The sequence below is a fragment of the Streptomyces sp. P9-A2 genome, from assembly GCF_036634175.1.
Lineage (GTDB): Bacteria > Actinomycetota > Actinomycetes > Streptomycetales > Streptomycetaceae > Streptomyces > Streptomyces pratens.
In genome coordinates this window covers 7,749,953-7,768,070 of record NZ_JAZIFX010000001.1, presented here as the reverse complement: position 1 = coordinate 7,768,070, position 18,118 = coordinate 7,749,953, and the positions used below count along the sequence as shown (strand labels likewise).

At 71.1% G+C, this 18,118-nt stretch carries 8 protein-coding genes; all 8 read right to left on the bottom strand.

Annotation, left to right across the window (positions count from 1 at the left end; genetic code table 11):
• Positions 1 to 29: 29 nt before the first annotated feature.
• A complete protein-coding gene (locus V4Y04_RS34730; protein ID WP_332432282.1) occupies positions 30 to 3,017 on the bottom strand; it encodes a type I polyketide synthase in 2,988 nt (995 codons plus the stop codon).
• On the bottom strand, positions 2,963 to 3,556 hold the full coding sequence (locus tag V4Y04_RS34725; RefSeq protein WP_332432281.1) for a malonic semialdehyde reductase: 594 nt from the start codon (positions 3,554 to 3,556) through the stop codon (positions 2,963 to 2,965). The genes V4Y04_RS34730 and V4Y04_RS34725 overlap by 55 nt, the downstream gene beginning before the upstream one ends.
• A 220-nt stretch (positions 3,557 to 3,776) precedes the next feature.
• Positions 3,777 to 4,613: a shikimate dehydrogenase family protein gene (locus tag V4Y04_RS34720; protein WP_332432280.1), complete on the bottom strand. Its 837-nt coding sequence runs from the start codon at positions 4,611 to 4,613 to the stop codon at positions 3,777 to 3,779.
• Positions 4,614 to 4,675: 62 nt separating this feature from the next.
• Positions 4,676 to 5,626 carry a class I SAM-dependent methyltransferase gene (locus V4Y04_RS34715; RefSeq protein WP_332432279.1) on the bottom strand — a complete coding sequence of 317 codons (951 nt, stop codon included), beginning with the start codon at positions 5,624 to 5,626 and terminating at the stop codon, positions 4,676 to 4,678.
• A 10-nt stretch (positions 5,627 to 5,636) separates the two neighbouring features.
• The gene (gene mhpA / locus V4Y04_RS34710) at positions 5,637 to 7,355 is read right to left on the bottom strand and encodes a bifunctional 3-(3-hydroxy-phenyl)propionate/3-hydroxycinnamic acid hydroxylase MhpA (RefSeq protein ID WP_443080132.1); all 1,719 of its coding nucleotides are present in this window, start codon (positions 7,353 to 7,355) and stop codon (positions 5,637 to 5,639) included.
• A 17-nt stretch (positions 7,356 to 7,372) separates the two neighbouring features.
• The gene (locus V4Y04_RS34705) at positions 7,373 to 8,155 is read right to left on the bottom strand and encodes an arylamine N-acetyltransferase family protein (protein WP_332432277.1); all 783 of its coding nucleotides are present in this window, start codon (positions 8,153 to 8,155) and stop codon (positions 7,373 to 7,375) included.
• A gap of 4 nt (positions 8,156 to 8,159) precedes the next feature.
• Positions 8,160 to 12,851: a type I polyketide synthase gene (locus tag V4Y04_RS37935; protein ID WP_443080131.1), complete on the bottom strand. Its 4,692-nt coding sequence runs from the start codon at positions 12,849 to 12,851 to the stop codon at positions 8,160 to 8,162.
• Complete coding sequence (locus V4Y04_RS34695; protein WP_443080222.1) at positions 12,740 to 18,088, bottom strand: type I polyketide synthase; 5,349 nt, start codon at positions 18,086 to 18,088, stop codon at positions 12,740 to 12,742. Before V4Y04_RS34695 ends, V4Y04_RS37935 begins: the two co-directional genes overlap by 112 nt.
• Positions 18,089 to 18,118 lie beyond the last annotated feature (30 nt).

The following is an 18,118-nucleotide window of genomic DNA, read 5'->3' as shown; positions in this document are numbered from 1 at the left end:
CTGTCGCGTCGCGCCCAGGGCTCGTTCGCTCAGGGGGAGTTCTCCGTGATCGGGGCGTCGGCCAGCCAGGTCCGCACGGCGCGTGCCGTCGACTCCGAGTGCACGTCCATGATGGTGAAGTGGTCGCCGGGGACGTCGGCGCTCTCGTGCGGCAGGGGCCACTGCGGGCACCAGTCGTCCTCGGTCTGCGGTGCCTGCGTCTCCCCCGGCGGGAAGGTGGCGTGCACGTACAGCGTCGGGGTGTCGATCGGTTCGGGCTTCCAGTCGTCGAAGACGCGCAAGTAGCCTACCTGGCCGGTCAGTTGCGCTCCGGTCATCAGCTCGAACGCGTCGCTGTTGGCCGCGCGCCGCCTCAGCGCCTCCTCCAGGCGGTCCTCGAACGAGGTCGTGGCGGTGTACGTGTCCAGGAGCACCACCGCCTTCGGTGCGTTGCCCTGTCGTTCGAGCCAGGCGGCGACCGCGTTGGCCATCCAGCCGCCCGACGAGTAGCCGAGCAGCACGAACGGCCGGTCCCCTGCCTGCCGCTTGACGGCTTCGGCCTGGAATTCCACGACCGCGTCCCTGGTCGCGGGCAGCCTCTCCCTCGGCGCGAAGCCGGGGTGGGGCAGCACGGTCACATCCCGCTCGCCCGCGAACACGGGGGCGAAGCGGCCGAAGTAGTGCGGCCCTGAGGGCGCCATCGACGGCGGGAAGCAGAGCAGCGGAGTCCCTGGCCCCGTCGCCAGTGTGACCGGCGGCAGCGCGGGCACCTCCTCCGGCTTCTCGAACACCGGCCGCACCAGCGCGGCAGCGTTGACCATCTGCCAGCCCTGGTCGTACAGGCCCAGTTCACAGGCCTGCCGGTACAGGCCGATGAGCGTGTCCTCCACCGCCAGGCCGGTGCTCGCGGCAGGGGTCTCCTCCCGGGTTCCCGCACCGGCTCCCGCGGCGAGTTCGCGCCTCAGGTAGGCCGCGAGCGCCGGGCCTGTCGGCTGGTCGAAGACGACGGTGGCGGGCAGGCGGAGCCTGCTCGCGCCGGCGAGGCGGTTGCGCAGTTGCAGCGCGGTCAGGGAGTCCTGGCCCAGCTGGGCCAGGACGCCGGAGACGTCGAGTTCCTCCGGCGCGTAGCCCAGTACGGCCGCCGTCTGGTCCCTGACGAACAGCAGGAGTTCCTCTTCCTGTTCCTTCTCCGTCAGCCCGGCGAGCCGCCGCGCCAGCGGCTCCTCGCTCACCGCGGCCGCCTTGGCGGCCCGCGGGCGCACCAGGCCGCGCAGCAGCGGGGGCACCTCGTCGGGTCCGCCGCGCAGGGCGCCGAGGTCGAGCCGTACCGGCACGAGGACGGCGTCGTCGGCCGCGCATCCGAGGTCGAACAGTGCCAGGCCCTGCTCCTGGGACAGGCCCACGACCCCGGAGCGGGACAGCCGCGCCACATCGGTCTCCGCCATGTCGCCGGTCATGGCGCTGGCCGTCTCCCACAGGCCCCATGCCAGCGACGTCGCGGGGAGGCCTGCGGCCCTGCGGTGGTGGGCGAGGGCGTCGACGAAGGCGTTGGCCGCGGCATAGTTGCCCTGGCCGGGGCTGCTGAGGATGCCCGCCGCCGAGGAGAACAGCACGCACGCGGAGAGGCCGAGGCCGCGGGTCAGCTCGTGCAGGTGCCAGGCCGCGTCGGCCTTGGGCCGGAAGACGGTGTCGACGCGCTCCGGGGTCAGTGACTCGATCACGCCGTCGTCCAGGACGCCCGCCGCGTGCACGACGGCCGTCACGGGGTGCTCGGCGAGCAGGGCCGCGACCGCGTCCCGGTCGGCCACGTCGCAGGCGACCGCGTCGACTCGGGCGCCGAAGCCGGTCAGTTCCTCGTGCAGCGCGCCGACCTGGCCGCGCCTGCTGACGAGGACGAGGTGTCGCACCCTGTGCTCGGCGACCAGGTGCCGTGCCACCAGGCCGCCGAGCGTGCCGCTCGCACCGGTCACCAGGACGGGGCCGGTGCCGAAATCGGGCCTCTCCCCCGCCCCGGGACGGGCCCGTACGAGCCGTGGGATGAGCAGGTGTCCGGCGCGCAGCGCCAGTTGGGGTTCACCGGTGGCGACGGCGCCGGACAGGGTGTGCGCCGCGGCCCCCGCCCAGTCGATGCCGCCATCTGTGCCGGTGTCGGTGCCGGTGCCCGCGTCGGTGTCGAGGAGCACGAACCGGCCGGGGTGCTCGGACTGCGCCGCGCGTACCAGGCCCCACACCGGGGCGCCGGTCAGGTCAGGGACGTCCTCGTCGGGTCCTGCCGCCACAGCGCCGCTGGTGACGAAGACCAGCTGTGCCGAGGCGAACCGGTCGTCGGCGAGCCAGGAACACACCAGGGTCAGGGCCCGGCGCGTCACCGCGGCGGGGCTCGCGGCCGGGGGGACGGGGGCGAACACGAGGTCCGGCACCTCGTCCTCGGCCAGCGCGGCCAGATCCGGGTGGGCACGGACCGTCTCGGAGATCTCCGCCCGACCCGTCACCTCCCCCAGCACGGCCCAGCTCGCTGACGGCGAGTCGGCGGGGCGCAGCTGGGTCCAGTCGACCTGGAACAGCGAGTCGAGGTGGTCGCCGGCCAGGCCGTCCACCGCGAAGGGCCGCAGTGACAGCTCGTCCACCGAGGCGACGGGGGCGCCCGTGCCGTCGGTCAGGGTGATCGCGACGCCGGACACGCCCGCCGGGGCGAGCCGCCCGCGCAGCACCGACGCGCCGCTGCTGTGCAGCCGCACCCCGCGCCAGGAGTACGGCAGCTGCAGCCGCTCGGTGTCGGTCACGAAGGCGCCCAGGCCGATGGCGTGCAGCGCGGAGTCGAGGAGCGCGGGGCCGCCCGGGTCAGACGGCTCTCCGAGCGGGAACGGATGGTCCCGTGACCTTCTCGACGACGTGGTCGTCGAAGTCCTGCTCCCCGCACCCGCGGGGGTGAGCGGTGGGCCGGTCCGGCCGTACGGGGCAACCGCACGGCCGGCCAGTGGTGTCAGACGGTGGTGACCACCTGGTCGTAGGCGAGGCGGGGGGAACGGTCGAACCACGCGTTCTCGCCCGGCTTGCCCATGTTGACCACGGCGAGGACCGAGTGCTCGCCGTCGGAGAAGAACTCGTTGTTGATGCCGTCGGCGTCGAACCCGGTCATGGGCCCGGCGGCCAGCCCCGCGGCCCGGACACCGAGAATGAAATAGCCCACCTGCAGGGAGGCGTTGAATTTCGCGGACTGCTCCCGCACGGCCCGGTCCGAAAACACGAGGTCCTTGAGCTGGGGGAAATGCGGGAACTGCTCCGGGAGCTCTTCGTGGAACTCGTTGTCCGCGGCGAGAATCGCGACCAGCGGAGCCGTCTCGGCCTTCTTGTTGTTGCCTTCCGCGAGGTGCCGGACCAGGCGCTGGCGAGCCTCGTGCGAACGGACCAGGACGATGCGCAGCGGCTGCTGGTTCATCGAGGTGGGAGCGTACTTGACCAGGCCGTATACGGCCTGGACCTGCTCATCGCTGACCGGCTCGTCGGTGAACGTGTTGGCCGTGCGGGCCTCCCGGAAGAGCAGGTCCTGCGCCGCGGGGTCGAGGGCGAGAGTCATATCAGAATTCCTTGGTGTTAATGAACGGGTCGAATGAATGGGAGGGCCACCCCGAAAAATGGTTCCGGTGGCCTTCCTCTGCGTGATCGGCAGGCTATCCGAGAACGGTTCCCTCATCTACTGCGAAGCTGTGAATAACGGCAGCAGCGGCCGTTTCCGGCCAATTCGCGCAACGCACGGGACGGCGTGTCCCGTGCCGGTTCCGCGCCGCGTCCGCCGGTCAGCCGGCGGTCCGGGGAACGCCGAGTCCGAAGAACGCACGGTAGGAGTCCACCTGGCCGGCGAGCATGTGCATTCCGTGGTGCACCCGGTGGCCCCGCGCCGCCGCCTCCATCAGGAGAGGGGTCTCCTTCGGCTTCATGATGATGTCCGCCACCACACCGCCGGGCGGCAGATCGCCGGGCTGGAACGGCAGCGGGTCACCGGCACGCAGGCCGAGCGGGGTGGCGTTGACGGCGATGTCGCTCTCGTACAGCGGCAGTTCGGGAACCGCGCTGACACGCCCCGGCCAGTGCCGGGCCAACCGGTCGACGAGCTCGGCCAGCCGGGACGCGTCGGGGTCGAAGACCGACAGGTTCGCCGCACCCGCGGTGAGCAGCGCCGCCGCGATGGCGCTGCCCGCTCCCCCGGCGCCCGCCATCGACACCCGCCGGCCCCGCGGGTCGTGACCGGCCCCGGTCAGGCCCGCCACGAACCCCGAGCCGTCGAAATTCTCGGCGAGCCAGGTCCCGTCGGCCTCGCGCCGCAGGGCGTTCGCGCTTCCGGTGATCTCCACCGTGCGACTGCGGCGGTCGGCCAGGCCGGCGACGGCCGCCTTGTGCGGCACGGTGGCGAACAGACCGTCGAGGTTGCCCACCCGTTGCAGGCCGCGGACCACGGACTCGAGGTCCGCGCCCCGCGCGTGCACGGGCACCAGTACCGCGTCGATGCCCAGCTCGGCGAAGACCGGGTTGAGCAGCCCGGGTGACTGGACCTGCGTGACCGGGTCGCCCAGGACGGCGTACAGACGGGTGTTCCCGGTGATGGGCCCCGGGGGCGGGGTGGCTACGGTCGTCATGGGTCTTCCTCGGGCTGGGCGGTCACGGGGCGGCGGGTGCGGGTGGCTCGGTCGGTGACGGGTCAGATCTTCTTGGCCACGTAGAGCCGGTAGCTGTCGACCGGCGGCATGAACTGCGACGGCAGCACACCCACCCGCTTCAGCAGCTTGGTGGAGCCACTGTCGGTGTAGCCGGCGAAGGAGCCGCCCACGGCTTCCGGGCCGACCCGCTTGGCCATGTGCCGCTGGATGGCACCGACCCGCTGCTCGCGCAGCGCCTTGTGGAAGGAGCCCTCGGGGGACAACCGTCCGTGGATCGCGGCCTGCACCTGGGCCGAGATGTCGCGGTCGAGCACCCACTCCAGACCGAGGTCCTTGTCCTGGAGCTCCTTCAGGAAGGTGTGACGCTGGGTGGTGTAGAGGTCGACGTGCGTGAAGTAGCCGCCTGGCCTGAGTACCCGTGCCACCTCCTCCAGGAACTTCTCCAGGCTCGGGTAGTTGTGGGCGCTCTCGATGTTCACGAGGACGTCCACCTCGCCGTCCTCGAACGGCAGGTTCTCCGCGTCGCCCTGGACGTAGCTCAGTCCGGCGCGGCTGAGCGAGGCGTTGGCGCGCTTGATGGCCTCGTCCGACAGGTCGAGACCGACCATGCGCTTGGCGTCGACGACGCGGGAGAGGAAGTTCAGGCCCTCGCCCAGTCCGCAGCCGACCTCGAGGACGAACTTGTCCGCGTAGTCGTCCAGGTCGAACGGCACCTCCCGCAGCGCGGCGAAGTACAGCTCCTCGGAGTAGCCGTCCGTGTCGTAGTCGAGGAAGCCGGGTATGCGGGTGCTGATCTCCTCGGCGTTCTGCTCGTCGTGGTAGCCCCAGTTCCACAGGATGCCCTTCTTGGACATCCGGGCCTGCAGGTCGTAGCTGGTGGAGATGTTCTTCTTGTGCGTGCCCTCCTTGGCACTCTGACCCTTCTGATCGTCGGATAGGTTGATCTCGTTGACACTGGTGAACAGGCCGTACATGTCTTCGCGGACACCCATGCGCATGGTCCTATCTAGTGGTGTTTGGTGGTGATGTCTGGGTCTCGTGGTGCTTCCGGACGACAGAAGCACCGGGGCGGGGGCGGTCTCCGCCGGCGGCCGGGACCGGTGCCCCCAGTCGGTGGGCGAGTTCGTCGACCAGCTCACTCAGTTCGCGGGGCCCGTGGGCCGCACCGAAGACGGTGAAGTCGGGGCGCACCAGCACCGCCGTCGCACTGCATTCGCCGAGGTACGGCAGGTAGCGGTCCTCGATGTCGACCACGGCGCCAGGTCCGGATCCGGCCGGGTCCGTGCCGGCGGGCAGGACGTGCGCGAAACGGGTGCCGATCCCGTCGAGGAAGGCCCGGTGCCGGGCGTCCAGCGACGTCGCGGGGTCCTCCGCGGCGAGCAGGACGAAGCCCAGGCCGACGATCTCGTCGAACAGGCCCTCCCTCTCGCCGCCAGCCACCCGGGTCTGCGGGAAGAGGGTGCCGGCGGGCGCCGCCGGCGTGCCGTCCCCGGCGCAGTGGAGCAGTCCGTCGTCGAGGGGGATTGCAGTCGACATCGGCAGGGCCGCGGTGCCCTCGCGGTCGCGGGCGGCGAGCATGATCGCGTCCCGGTCCGCGGCGGCCGCGGGGTCGGTCACGCAGATGACCTTGCCCAGTTTCACGGACGTGGTGACGGCGTTCTGCACGTGGGCCCGGCGCTCGACGGTGTAGGTGTCGAGCAGGGAGTCGTCGGCGAGGGAGCGCAGTACCAGGTCCAGCTTCCACGACAGGTTGGCCACGTCGCGGAAGCCCGAGCACATGCCCTGCCCGGCGAAGGGCGGCATGAGGTGTGCGGCGTCGCCCGCGATCAAGAGGCGGCCCTTGCGCCACTCCTCCGCCCAGCGGGCCTGGAAAGTGTACACGGCGTGCCGGTCGAGCGTCGCGTTGTCCGGCCGCACGTCGAACATCTCCAGCATGCGCCAGTGCGTGTCGTCGCGCCTCAGCTCCTCGATGTTCTCGCCCGGCAGCCGCATGAACTCGAAGCGGCGGTGCCCGGGGCCCGCCGACACGGCGGTCCGCGGCCGCCGCGGGTCGCAGATCTGGAGGTTGTTGGGACGGAAGTCGCGCGGCTCGTTCAGTACGACGTCGCAGACCAGCCAGTCGTAGAAGAAGCCGAGGTCGGTGAGAGGGCTCTCCATGGACTCGCGGACGAAGCTGTTCGCCCCGTCGCATCCGACGACGTACCGCGCGGTGAAGGTGTGTTCCTTCTCGTCGGCGTCCTCGGAGATCACCTCGACCAGGTCGCCGCGGTCGTCGAGTTCGACGACCTCCTGCCCGCGCACGACGCGCAGGTGGGGGAAGTCGGTGCCCCGTTCGATGAGGGCGGCTTCCAGGCCCGGCTGGTACATGGCCGTCGCCTGCGGCCAGCCGCAGTGGCCGTCCACGGCGCTCTCCAGCTGCAGCAGGGTCTCGCCGTCGGCGTTGCGCCAGGCGTAGTCCCGGGAGTTCTCGCCGAACTTGTCGAGGAAGGCCCCGATGCCGACGGCCGCCAGGTTGCGGGCGGCCTCGTCGTCGAAGCCGACCGCCCGCGGCATGGGGTACGGCTGGGCGTAGCGCTCCACGACGGTGACCCGCCAGCCGCGCCGGGCCAGCAGGATCGCGAGTACCTGCCCGACCGGGCCGTAGCCGACGACGGCCACGTCCGTGTCGGTCTCCGTGCCGGCGCCCGTCCCGGCGCCGGTTGTCAGCGTCTGCACTGTCATCTCCGTCCGGTCCCGTCTCAGCCGTTTCCCGTGCCGGCGAGAATGTCCTTCACCACGCCCTCGAACTCGGCCTTGTCGATCAGGGTGCGGATCGACTCGTGGCCGTCGTCCACCGTCAGCAGCCGCCGACCGGTGAGGACGAGCTGTCCGTTGTCGGTGGCGCGGCCGCGCAGGGCGGTCCCGGCGAACAGCGAGTTCTTCACGATCTCCTCGGAGGCGGTGTCCTGCGGGCTGTCCCAGTCGGAGACCGACCGGGCCGTGAGCTCGAAGCGGTACACCGACCGCCAGTCGCCGACCACGGCCCTGCGTTCCAGCACGTGGTGGCTGCCGTCCGCCGTGAGCCGGTAGGCGCAGCCGAACTGGTGCTGCACCTCCTCGGTCATGCGCAGCGGCTCCAGGTACGACGGCCCGGCGAAGCCCACGTCCACCAGCCAGGTCTCCCCGTCCAGCCGCACACAGTTGAAGGTGTGCTCGAAGTCGGGTCCGAACTGCCCGTTGGGCCAGCGCTGGGACGCGGCCAGGATCGAGACGTCGTAACCGAGTTCGGTCAGGAGCCTGCGGAACAGTCCGCTCAGGTCGTGGCACACGCCGCCCGCGCCCTCGACGACGATCGCGCGGAACGTGGCGTCGACGTCGATGTCGACGACGTTGCGGAAGCCGGTGAAGCTCTTGATGAAGTGGCTGCTGTCGTAGGCCAGCGACATCAGGTGCCTCTTGTGCAGGAGGCGGAGCGTCTCGGCGTCGGGCGCGGGCACCTCCGAGAAACCCAGCCGGCGCAAGTAGGTCTCGACCTCGAACATCTGCTTACTTTCCCTTCTCGGTGTGGTCCCACTTGGCCAGCAGCTCGCGCAGGTGCGTCACGGCCCGCGCACGCGACGCGTCGTCGTGCAGCGCCGGGGCCAGCGCCGATTCCAGCCTGCCGATCTCGTCGGCGACCATCTCCGGCGTGACGGCGAGTTCGGGTTCGAGCGCCTCCAGCATCAGCTCGGCGATCATTCCCGCGGTGGGGGCGTCGAAGATGAGGCCCTGCGGCAGGTCGAGTCCCGAGACCCGGTCGAGCCGGTTGCGCAGTTCGAGGCCGGTCAGCGAGTCGAAGCCGATGTCGAGGAAGGCGACGCCGTCCTCGATCGCCGTCGGCCCGGTGGAGTGCCCGAGTATCTGTCCGGCCTCCGTCAGCACCAGGTCGGTCAGCGCGGTCAGCCGCTCCTGCGGCGACAGGGGCAGGAGCAGCGTCCGCAGTGCCCCGTCCTCGTCCCCCGCCTGCGCGTCCTCGGCGGTGCCGGTGGCCCGGAGGGCGGTGGCCTCGGGCAGTTCCCGCAGCAGCGGACGCTGCCTGGCGGCCGTGTAGGCCGGTACGAACCGGGACCAGTCGATGCCCGCGACCACGAGGTGTCCCTCGTCCCGCGTCATCGCCTGCCCCAGTGCCTGAACGGCGAGTTCGGGGCGCATCAGCTCCACGCCGACCTCGGCGAACTCCTCAGCCACGGCGTCGTCGACCATGCCGCCGCCGGCCCAGGCGCCCCAGGCCACCGCGGTCGCTGCCCGGCCCTCGGCACGCCTGCGGCGGGCGAGGCCCTCGACGTAGGCGTTGGCGGCGGCGTAGCCGCTCTGTCCGGCACCGCCCCAGACGGCGGCGCCGGAGGAGAACACCACGAAGGCGTCCAGCGTGTGGTCGGCGAGCAGCGCGTCGAGGTGCACGGCGCCGACGATTTTCGCCCGGCCCACTTCGGCGAACTCCGCGACGGTGCTTTCCGGCAGTCGCCGCGGCTCCTGCGCGGTGCCGGCCGCGTGGAAGACGGCGGAGACGGGCAGGTCGGACGGGACCGCCGAGATCACCTCGGCGAGCGCGGCCCGGTCGGTCACGTCGCAGGCCGAGACGGTGACCCGGGCACCCAGGGCGGTCAGTTCCGCCTCCAGCGCGTCCGCCCCGTCCGCCGCCCTGCCGCGGCGGCTCAGCAGCACAAGGTGCTCGGCGCCCCGTCCCGCGGCCCAGCGCGCCACGTGTGCGCCGATGCCACCGGTGCCGCCGGTGACGAGGACCGTGCCGCGCGGCGTCCAGCCGTCGGCGGAGGCGGTCGCGGCGGTGCGAGAGGCGGTCTCGGCCTCGGTCTCGGCGAGGGGTTCGGCGCGGACCATCCGGCGTGCGTACGCGCCCGCGGGGCGGATCGCCACCTGGTCCTCGCCGTGCTCTCCGCAGAGCACGGCGACCAGCCGGCCCAGCTCCGTCGTGTCCGGCTCGGCCGTCACGTCGACGAGCCCGCCCCAGGTCCTGGGATGGTCGAGGGCCAGTACAGTGCCGAGTCCCCAGATCATGGGCTGGGTAGCGCTCCGTACCTCCCCGTCCTCCCGGACCGCGACGGCCCCGGAGGTCAGGCACCACAGCGGGGTGGTGACGCCGAGGTCGTCGAGCGCCTGCACGAGGGTGACGGTGGCTGCCGTGCCCCGCGACAGCGTGGGGTGTTCGGTGTCCGGCCGCTCGTCCAGCGGCAGCAGGGACACCACACCGGCCGGTGCGTCTCCCGCCGGGTCGAGGCCCACCCGCACGAGTTCGGCACGGACGAGTTCGGCCAGGCCCTTGCGGTCCTCGCCGTCCACGGCCACCCGTACGACGCGGCCGCCGTGCGCGGTCAGCGCGCCGTCCAGTGCTTCCACCGGCGAGCCGGTGTGCCCCGCGGGCACCAGCATCAGCCATGTGCCGTCGGCGGCGGTCGCGCCGGGCACCAGCCGGTCCGTCACCGGCTGCCAGTCGATCCGGTACCGCCAGCCGTCCAGCACGGCCTGGTCCCGGTGACGCCGACGCCACGAGGACAGGGCGGGCAGCACACCGTCCAGAGCCGTGACGTCGACCTGGAGGGACCGGGCCAGCGAGTAGGCGTCGCCGCTGTCCACGATGTTCCAGAACGCCGCGTCGACCGGGTCGGAAGCGGTCGCGGTCTCAGGAGCGGCCGGCGCGTCGCCTTCGATCCAGTAGCGCTGGTGCTGGAAGGCGTAGGTGGGCAGGTCGACGCGGTGGGCGCCGGTCCCGGAGAACACCTTCTCCCAGTCGACCCCGACACCACGGACGTGCAGCTGACCCAGCATGCCCATCAGCGCCCCGTCCTCGGGCACATCACGACGCAGGGAAGGCACGCAGTCGCCCGCGACCATCCCGGACAGGACACCGTCGGGGCCGAGTTCGAGGAACGTGCCGACCTTCCGCTCCCGGAGGGTCTGCACACCGTCGTGGAAACGGACCGTGCCCCGCACATGCTCGACCCAGTACTCCGGATCGCACAGCCGCTCCGGCTGCGCCACCTCACCCGTCAGGTTCGACACCACAGACATCGCAGGCTTGCGGAAGGTCAGCCCGGACACGATCTGCCGGAACTCGTCCAGCATCGGGTCCATCAGCGAGGAATGGAACGCGTGCGACACCCGCAGCCGCCGCACCCGACGACCCTCGAACCGACCCACAACCTCCTCGACAGCCGCCTCAGCCCCCGACAACACCACCGACGTCGCACCGTTCACCGCCGCAATACCCGCACCCCCGACCAGCAACGGCGTCACCTCGTCCTCCGACGCCTCCACCGCCACCATCACCCCACCCGACGGCAGAGCCTGCATCAACCGACCCCGCGCCACCACCAGAGCCGCCGCATCCTCCAACGACCACACACCCGCCACAAACGCAGCCACCACCTCACCGATCGAATGACCGGCCAGCAGATCGGGCCGCACACCCCACGACTCCACCAACCGGAACAACGCCACCTCAAGGGCGAACAGAGCCGGCTGCGCATAACGCGTCTCGTCGAGCAAGTCACCGCCCTCGAAAACCAGGTCCTTCAGCGAACGTCCAAGGGTCCTGTCCACGGCCGCGCACACCTCGTCGAAGGCCTCCGCGAACACCGGGAACGCCCCATACAGCTCACGCCCCATACCGACCCGCTGCGCACCCTGCCCCGTGAACAACACGCCCAGACGCCCCGAAGCGACCGACTGCGGCTCCACCGACGCGAGACGCTCCCGCGCCTCCTCCACCGAACCCGCAACCACCACCGCACGATGGTCGAAGTGCGCACGCCCCGTCGCCAGCGAGAACGCCACGTCCGCCAGACCCAGCCCGCCGTGCCGCTCCAGATGACCGGCCAGCCGCTCCGCCTGCGCACGCACCGCATCCGCCGTCCGGCCCGACAGGACCAGAGGCACCGGCCCGCCCGTCACCGTCGGCTCCGGAGCCTCCCGCTGAACCGCCTCCAAAATCACGTGCGCATTCGTGCCACTGATGCCGAAGGAGGAGACCGCGGCCCGACGCGGACGGCCGGGAAGCAGGGGCCATTCGCGCGCCTCGGTCAGCAGCTCGACCGCGCCCGCCGACCAGTCCACCTTCGGCGACGGAGCATCCACATGCAGCGTCTTCGGCAGCACACCGTGCCGCATCGCCTGCACCATCTTGATCACACCCGCCACACCCGCGGCAGCCTGCGCATGACCGAGGTTCGACTTCAACGACCCCAACCACAACGGCCGGTCCTCACCGGACCGCTCCTGGCCATACGTCGCGATGAGGGCCTGGGCCTCGATCGGGTCACCCAGCGACGTACCCGTGCCGTGCGCCTCCACCGCGTCCACGTCGGCCGTCGACAGACCGGCGTTCGCCAACGCCTGCCTGATCACCCGCTGCTGCGACGGACCGTTCGGAGCCGTGATGCCGTTGGACGCACCGTCCTGGTTGACCGCGCTGCCCCGCACCACGGCGAGGACCTGGTGGCCGTTGCGCCGCGCGTCCGACAGACGCTCCAGCAGCACCAGGCCCACACCCTCGGCCCACGACGTACCGTCCGCACCCTCGGCGAACGACTTGCACCGCCCGTCCACCGCGAGACCCCGCTGCCGCGAGAACTCGATGAAGCTGCCCGGCGTGGCCATCACCGCCACACCACCGGCGAGCGCGAGCGAGCACTCGCCGCTGCGCAGGGCCTGCATCGCGGAGTGCATCGCCACCAGCGACGACGAACACGCCGTGTCCACCGTCACCGCAGGACCCTCGAAGCCGAAGGTGTACGCCACCCGGCCGGACACGAAGCTGCCCGCATTGCCGTTGCCGAGGAAGCCTTCCAGCTCCTCCGGTACGCGGGTGAGGTTGGTGGCGTAGTCGTGGTACATGGCGCCGGCGAAGACGCCCGTCCGGCTGCCCTTCAGCGTGGTCGGATCGATACCCGCGCGTTCCAGGGTCTCCCACGAGGTCTCCAGCAGCAGACGCTGCTGCGGATCCATCGCCAACGCCTCACGCGGACTGACCCCGAAGAACGCCGCATCGAACTCCCCCGCATCGTGCAGGAACCCGCCATGACGCACCATCGACTTGCCCACCGCATCCGGATCCGGATCGAACAACCGGGTCACATCCCAACCCCGGTCCTCCGGAAACGCCGTAATCCCATCACGACCCTCCGCCACCAGACCCCACAAATCATCAGGCGAAGACACCCCACCCGGAAGACGACACCCCATCGCCACAATCGCGATCGGATCCTCCGACACCCCCACACCAGAAACCCCGAGGCCACCACAGACCCCGAAACCGCCGCCTCCTCCCCCACCAACTCCACACGCAGGAAATCCGCCAGCACACCCGGCGACGGATAATCAAAAATCAACGTCGCCGACAACCGCAGCCCCGTCACCGCATTCAAACGGTTCCGCAACTCCACCGCCGTCAACGAATCAAAACCCAAATCGTTGAACGCCTGACCCGCATCAATACTCGCCGCACCCGCATGACCCAACACCACCGCCACCTCACCCAGCACCAACTCCACAAGGTGACGCTGCTGGGCCTCCAGGGGCAGCTTCGTGAGGCGGTCCGCCAGGGAGTCGCCCGTGGACGAGCCGGTTCCCACGGCAGTAGCGCGTGCCGTGCGCCGGGGCCTGCGAACCAGCCCACGCAGCATCGGTGGCAACTGACCGGCCCGTGCCTGCTCCGTCAGGGCGGCGAAGTCGAACTTCACCGGTACGAGCGTGGACGCCTCGCCGGACAGCGCCGTGTCGAGCAGGGCCATGCCCTCCTCGGTGGGCAGCGGAAGCACTCCGCCACGGCCCATGCGGGCCTGGTCGGACTCGCTCATCGTGGCGATCATGCCGCCGGACTCGGCCCACAGGCCCCAGGCCAGCGAGACGGCGGGCAGACCCTGGGCGCGGCGCCACTGAGCGAAGGCGTCCAGGAAGGCATTCGCCGCCGAGTAGTTGCCCTGCCCCGGTCCGCCGATGACGCCGGCGGCCGACGAGAAGAGGACGAACATGGAGAGGTTCATCCCGCTCGTCAGCTCGTGCAGTGTCAGCGCGGCGTCGACCTTGGGCCGGAAGGAAGCGCCGATCCGCTCCTGCGTCAGGCTCGCGATCACACCGTCGTCGAGGATTCCGGCCGTGTGGACGATACCGGCCAGGGGTGCGTCGGGCGAGACCGTCGCGAGGAGCTTCTTCACGGCCCGGCGCTTCGACATGTCGCAGGCCACTACGGTGACGCTCGCGCCGGCCGCTTCGAGTGCGGCCGTCAGTTCCTCGGCGCCGGGCGCCTCCGGCCCACGGCGGCTGGCCAGCAGCAGGTGGCGCACGCCGTGTACGGCGACGAGGTGCCGGGCGACGAGCCCGCCCAGCGTTCCGGTGCCGCCGGTGACGAGCACCGTGCCGGCGGGATCCAGGACCGGTCCGTCGGAGTCGGCGGCGGCGCCGGAATCGGCCGGGGCCCGCACCAGGCGGGGTACGTGCACGATGTCGGAGCGCACCGCCACCTGCGCCTCGCCGCCGGCCAGGACGCCCGGGAGGGCCGGTCGGGACGCCTGGATCTCGTCCACGTCCATCAGCAGGACGCGGTCCGGATTCTCGGCCTGCGCGGCGCGCACGAGGCCCCAGACGGCGGCGCCCGCCGGGTCGGTCACCTCGGTGCCGGCGGTGACGCCGACCGCGCCGCGCGTCACGACGAGCAGGCGGGTGGACTCGAGTTCCGGCGCGGCGAGGAACGCCTGGACGATCCCGAGGACACGGCCGACGAGACCGCGGACCCGTTCGGCGTTGACGACGCCGTCGATGGCGTCGACGACCAGGACTTCCGGCATCGACGCACCGGAGCGCACCAGTTCCTCGATGTCCAGGGCCATGGAGACCGGGTGCGGGATGACCGCGGTGTCGCCGCCGTCCGCCGCTTCGGTCGGCACGGCGGTCCACTCGACGGTGAACAGGGCATCCGTCTCGGAACCGGCCCGCCCGGAGGACTTGAGCTGCTCGTCGGAGACGGCGCGCAGCACGAGCGACTCGACCGACGCGACCGGGGCGCCCTCGCTGTCGGCGAGTTCCAGCGCCACCGACTCGGGGCCGGTAGGAGTCATGCGGACCCGCAGACCGGTGGCGTCGGCCGCGTGCAGGGTCATGCCGTTCCAGGCGAACGGCAGGATGAGCTTGCCCTCTTCGGACTTCCGCTCGGTGAAGGCACCGCAGTGCAGGACCGCGTCGAGGAGCGCAGGGTGCAGACCGAACCCGGCCGCCGCGTCGGCGTCCTCCGTGGGAAGCGCGACCTCGGCATAGATCTCCTCACCGAGGGTCCAGAGCGTGCTGAGGCCCTGGAACAGCGGGCCGTACGCGTATCCGGCGTTCGCCTGCTCGTCGTAGAAGCCGGTCAGGTCGACGGGCTGCGCACCCTCGGGGGGCCAGACGGCGAAGTCGGTGTCAGGGGCCGGGGCGTGGTCGTCGAGCTGGCCGCTGGCGTGGCGGATCCAGGACGTTCCGGCCTCGGCGTCGTCGGGCCGCGAGTACACCGCGACGGGGCGTGCACCGTCCCTCTCCTCGCCCACCGAGACCTGAACACGCACCGCGCCCTCGTCGGGGATGAGCAGGGGCGCCTCGATGATCAGTTCGCGCAGGGACCGCGCGCCGACCTCGTCCCCGGCGCGAATGGCCAACTCCACCAACGCCGCACCCGGCAGGAGAACCGTGCCCGAGACGGTGTGGTCCGCGAGCCACGGCTGGGCTGCCAGCGACAGCCGACCCGTGGCGAGGACGCCGCCGGTGTCGGGCACGCTGATCACCGAGTCCAGCAGCGGATGCTCGACCGCGAACGCGGGATCACCCGTCGGCGCGTGCGGGTTCAGCCAGTAGCGCTGGTGCTGGAAGGCGTAGGTGGGCAGGTCGACGCGGTGGGCGCCGGTCCCGGAGAACACCTTCTCCCAGTCGACCCCGACACCACGGACGTGCAGCTGACCCAGCATGCCCATCAGCGCCCCGTCCTCGGGCACATCACGACGCAGGGAAGGCACGCAGTCGCCCGCGACCATCCCGGACAGGACACCGTCGGGGCCGAGTTCGAGGAACGTGCCGACCTTCCGCTCCCGGAGGGTCTGCACACCGTCGTGGAAACGGACCGTGCCCCGCACATGCTCGACCCAGTACTCCGGATCGCACAGCCGCTCCGGCTGCGCCACCTCACCCGTCAGGTTCGACACCACAGACATCGCAGGCTTGCGGAAGGTCAGCCCGGACACGATCTGCCGGAACTCGTCCAGCATCGGGTCCATCAGCGAGGAATGGAACGCGTGCGACACCCGCAGCCGCCGCACCCGACGACCCTCGAACCGACCCACAACCTCCTCGACAGCCGCCTCAGCCCCCGACAACACCACCGACGTCGCACCGTTCACCGCCGCAATACCCGCACCCCCGACCAGCAACGGCGTCACCTCGTCCTCCGACGCCTCCACCGCCACCATCACCCCACCCGACGGCAGAGCCTGCATCAACCGACCCCGCGCCACCACCAGAGCCGCCGCATCCTCCAACGACCACACACCCGCCACAAACGCAGCCACCACCTCACCGATCGAATGACCGGCCAGCAGATCGGGCCGCACACCCCACGACTCCACCAACCGGAACAACGCCACCTCAAGGGCGAACAGAGCCGGCTGCGCATAACGCGTCTCGTCGAGCAAGTCACCGCCCTCGAAAACCAGGTCCTTCAGCGAACGTCCAAGGGTCCTGTCCACGGCCGCGCACACCTCGTCGAAGGCCTCCGCGAACACCGGGAACGCCCCATACAGCTCACGCCCCATACCGACCCGCTGCGCACCCTGCCCCGTGAACAACACGCCCAGACGCCCCGAAGCGACCGACTGCGGCTCCACCGACGCGAGACGCTCCCGCGCCTCCTCCACCGAACCCGCAACCACCACCGCACGATGGTCGAAGTGCGCACGCCCCGTCGCCAGCGAGAACGCCACGTCCGCCAGACCCAGCCCGCCGTGCCGCTCCAGATGACCGGCCAGCCGCTCCGCCTGCGCACGCACCGCATCCGCCGTCCGGCCCGACAGGACCAGAGGCACCGGCCCGCCCGTCACCGTCGGCTCCGGAGCCTCCCGCTGAACCGCCTCCAAAATCACGTGCGCATTCGTGCCACTGATGCCGAAGGAGGAGACCGCGGCCCGACGCGGACGGCCGGGAAGCAGGGGCCATTCGCGCGCCTCGGTCAGCAGCTCGACCGCGCCCGCCGACCAGTCCACCTTCGGCGACGGAGCATCCACATGCAGCGTCTTCGGCAGCACACCGTGCCGCATCGCCTGCACCATCTTGATCACACCCGCCACACCCGCGGCAGCCTGCGCATGACCGAGGTTCGACTTCAACGACCCCAACCACAACGGCCGGTCCTCACCGGACCGCTCCTGGCCATACGTCGCGATGAGGGCCTGGGCCTCGATCGGGTCACCCAGCGACGTACCCGTGCCGTGCGCCTCCACCGCGTCCACGTCGGCCGTCGACAGACCGGCGTTCGCCAACGCCTGCCTGATCACCCGCTGCTGCGACGGACCGTTCGGAGCCGTGATGCCGTTGGACGCACCGTCCTGGTTGACCGCGCTGCCCCGCACCACGGCGAGGACCTGGTGGCCGTTGCGCCGCGCGTCCGACAGACGCTCCAGCAGCACCAGGCCCACACCCTCGGCCCACGACGTACCGTCCGCACCCTCGGCGAACGACTTGCACCGCCCGTCCACCGCGAGACCCCGCTGCCGCGAGAACTCGATGAAGCTGCCCGGCGTGGCCATCACCGCCACACCACCGGCGAGCGCGAGCGAGCACTCGCCGCTGCGCAGGGCCTGCATCGCGGAGTGCATCGCCACCAGCGACGACGAACACGCCGTGTCCACCGTCACCGCAGGACCCTCGAAGCCGAAGGTGTACGCCACCCGGCCGGACACGAAGCTGCCGGCGGCCACGGCTGCCTCGTAGTCGTGGTACATCAGGCCGGCGAAGACACCGGTGCGGCTGCCCTTCAGCGTGGTCGGATCGATACCCGCGCGTTCCAGGGTCTCCCACGAGGTCTCCAGCAGCAGACGCTGCTGCGGATCCATCGCCAACGCCTCACGCGGACTGACCCCGAAGAACGCCGCATCGAACTCCCCCGCATCGTGCAGGAACCCGCCCTCCCGGACGTAGGTCTTGTCGGGCAGGCCGAGGGTGGGGTCGTAGATCGCGTCGACGTTCCATCCCCGGTTCTCCGGAAACGGCGTGATGCCGTCACGTTCCTCGGCGACGAGCCGCCACAGATCCTCCGGCGAAGCGACGCCGCCGGGCAGTCGGCACGCGGCCGACACGATCGCGATCGGTTCGGTCCGGGCCGCGACAGCCCGGTCGCGCTCCACCTTGAGCTGCTCGTTCTCCATGAGCGAGGCGCGCAGTGCCGCGACAATCTTGTCCTCGGACACAGACATACTTGAGTTCCTCCGTAGGCCGCG

Bases quoted from the DNA above. Each gene is read 5' to 3' on its own strand.
- V4Y04_RS34725 (WP_332432281.1), bottom strand. From the start codon at position 3,556: ATGACTCTCGCCCTCGACCCCGCGGCGCAGGACCTGCTCTTCCGGGAG.
- V4Y04_RS34720 (WP_332432280.1), bottom strand. From the start codon at position 4,613: ATGACGACCGTAGCCACCCCGCCCCCGGGGCCCATCACCGGGAACACC.
- V4Y04_RS34715 (WP_332432279.1), bottom strand. From the start codon at position 5,626: ATGGGTGTCCGCGAAGACATGTACGGCCTGTTCACCAGTGTCAACGAG.
- mhpA (WP_443080132.1), bottom strand. From the start codon at position 7,355: ATGACAGTGCAGACGCTGACAACCGGCGCCGGGACGGGCGCCGGCACG.
- V4Y04_RS34705 (WP_332432277.1), bottom strand. From the start codon at position 8,155: ATGTTCGAGGTCGAGACCTACTTGCGCCGGCTGGGTTTCTCGGAGGTG.
- V4Y04_RS37935 (WP_443080131.1), bottom strand. From the start codon at position 12,851: ATGGGGTGTCGTCTTCCGGGTGGGGTGTCTTCGCCTGATGATTTGTGG.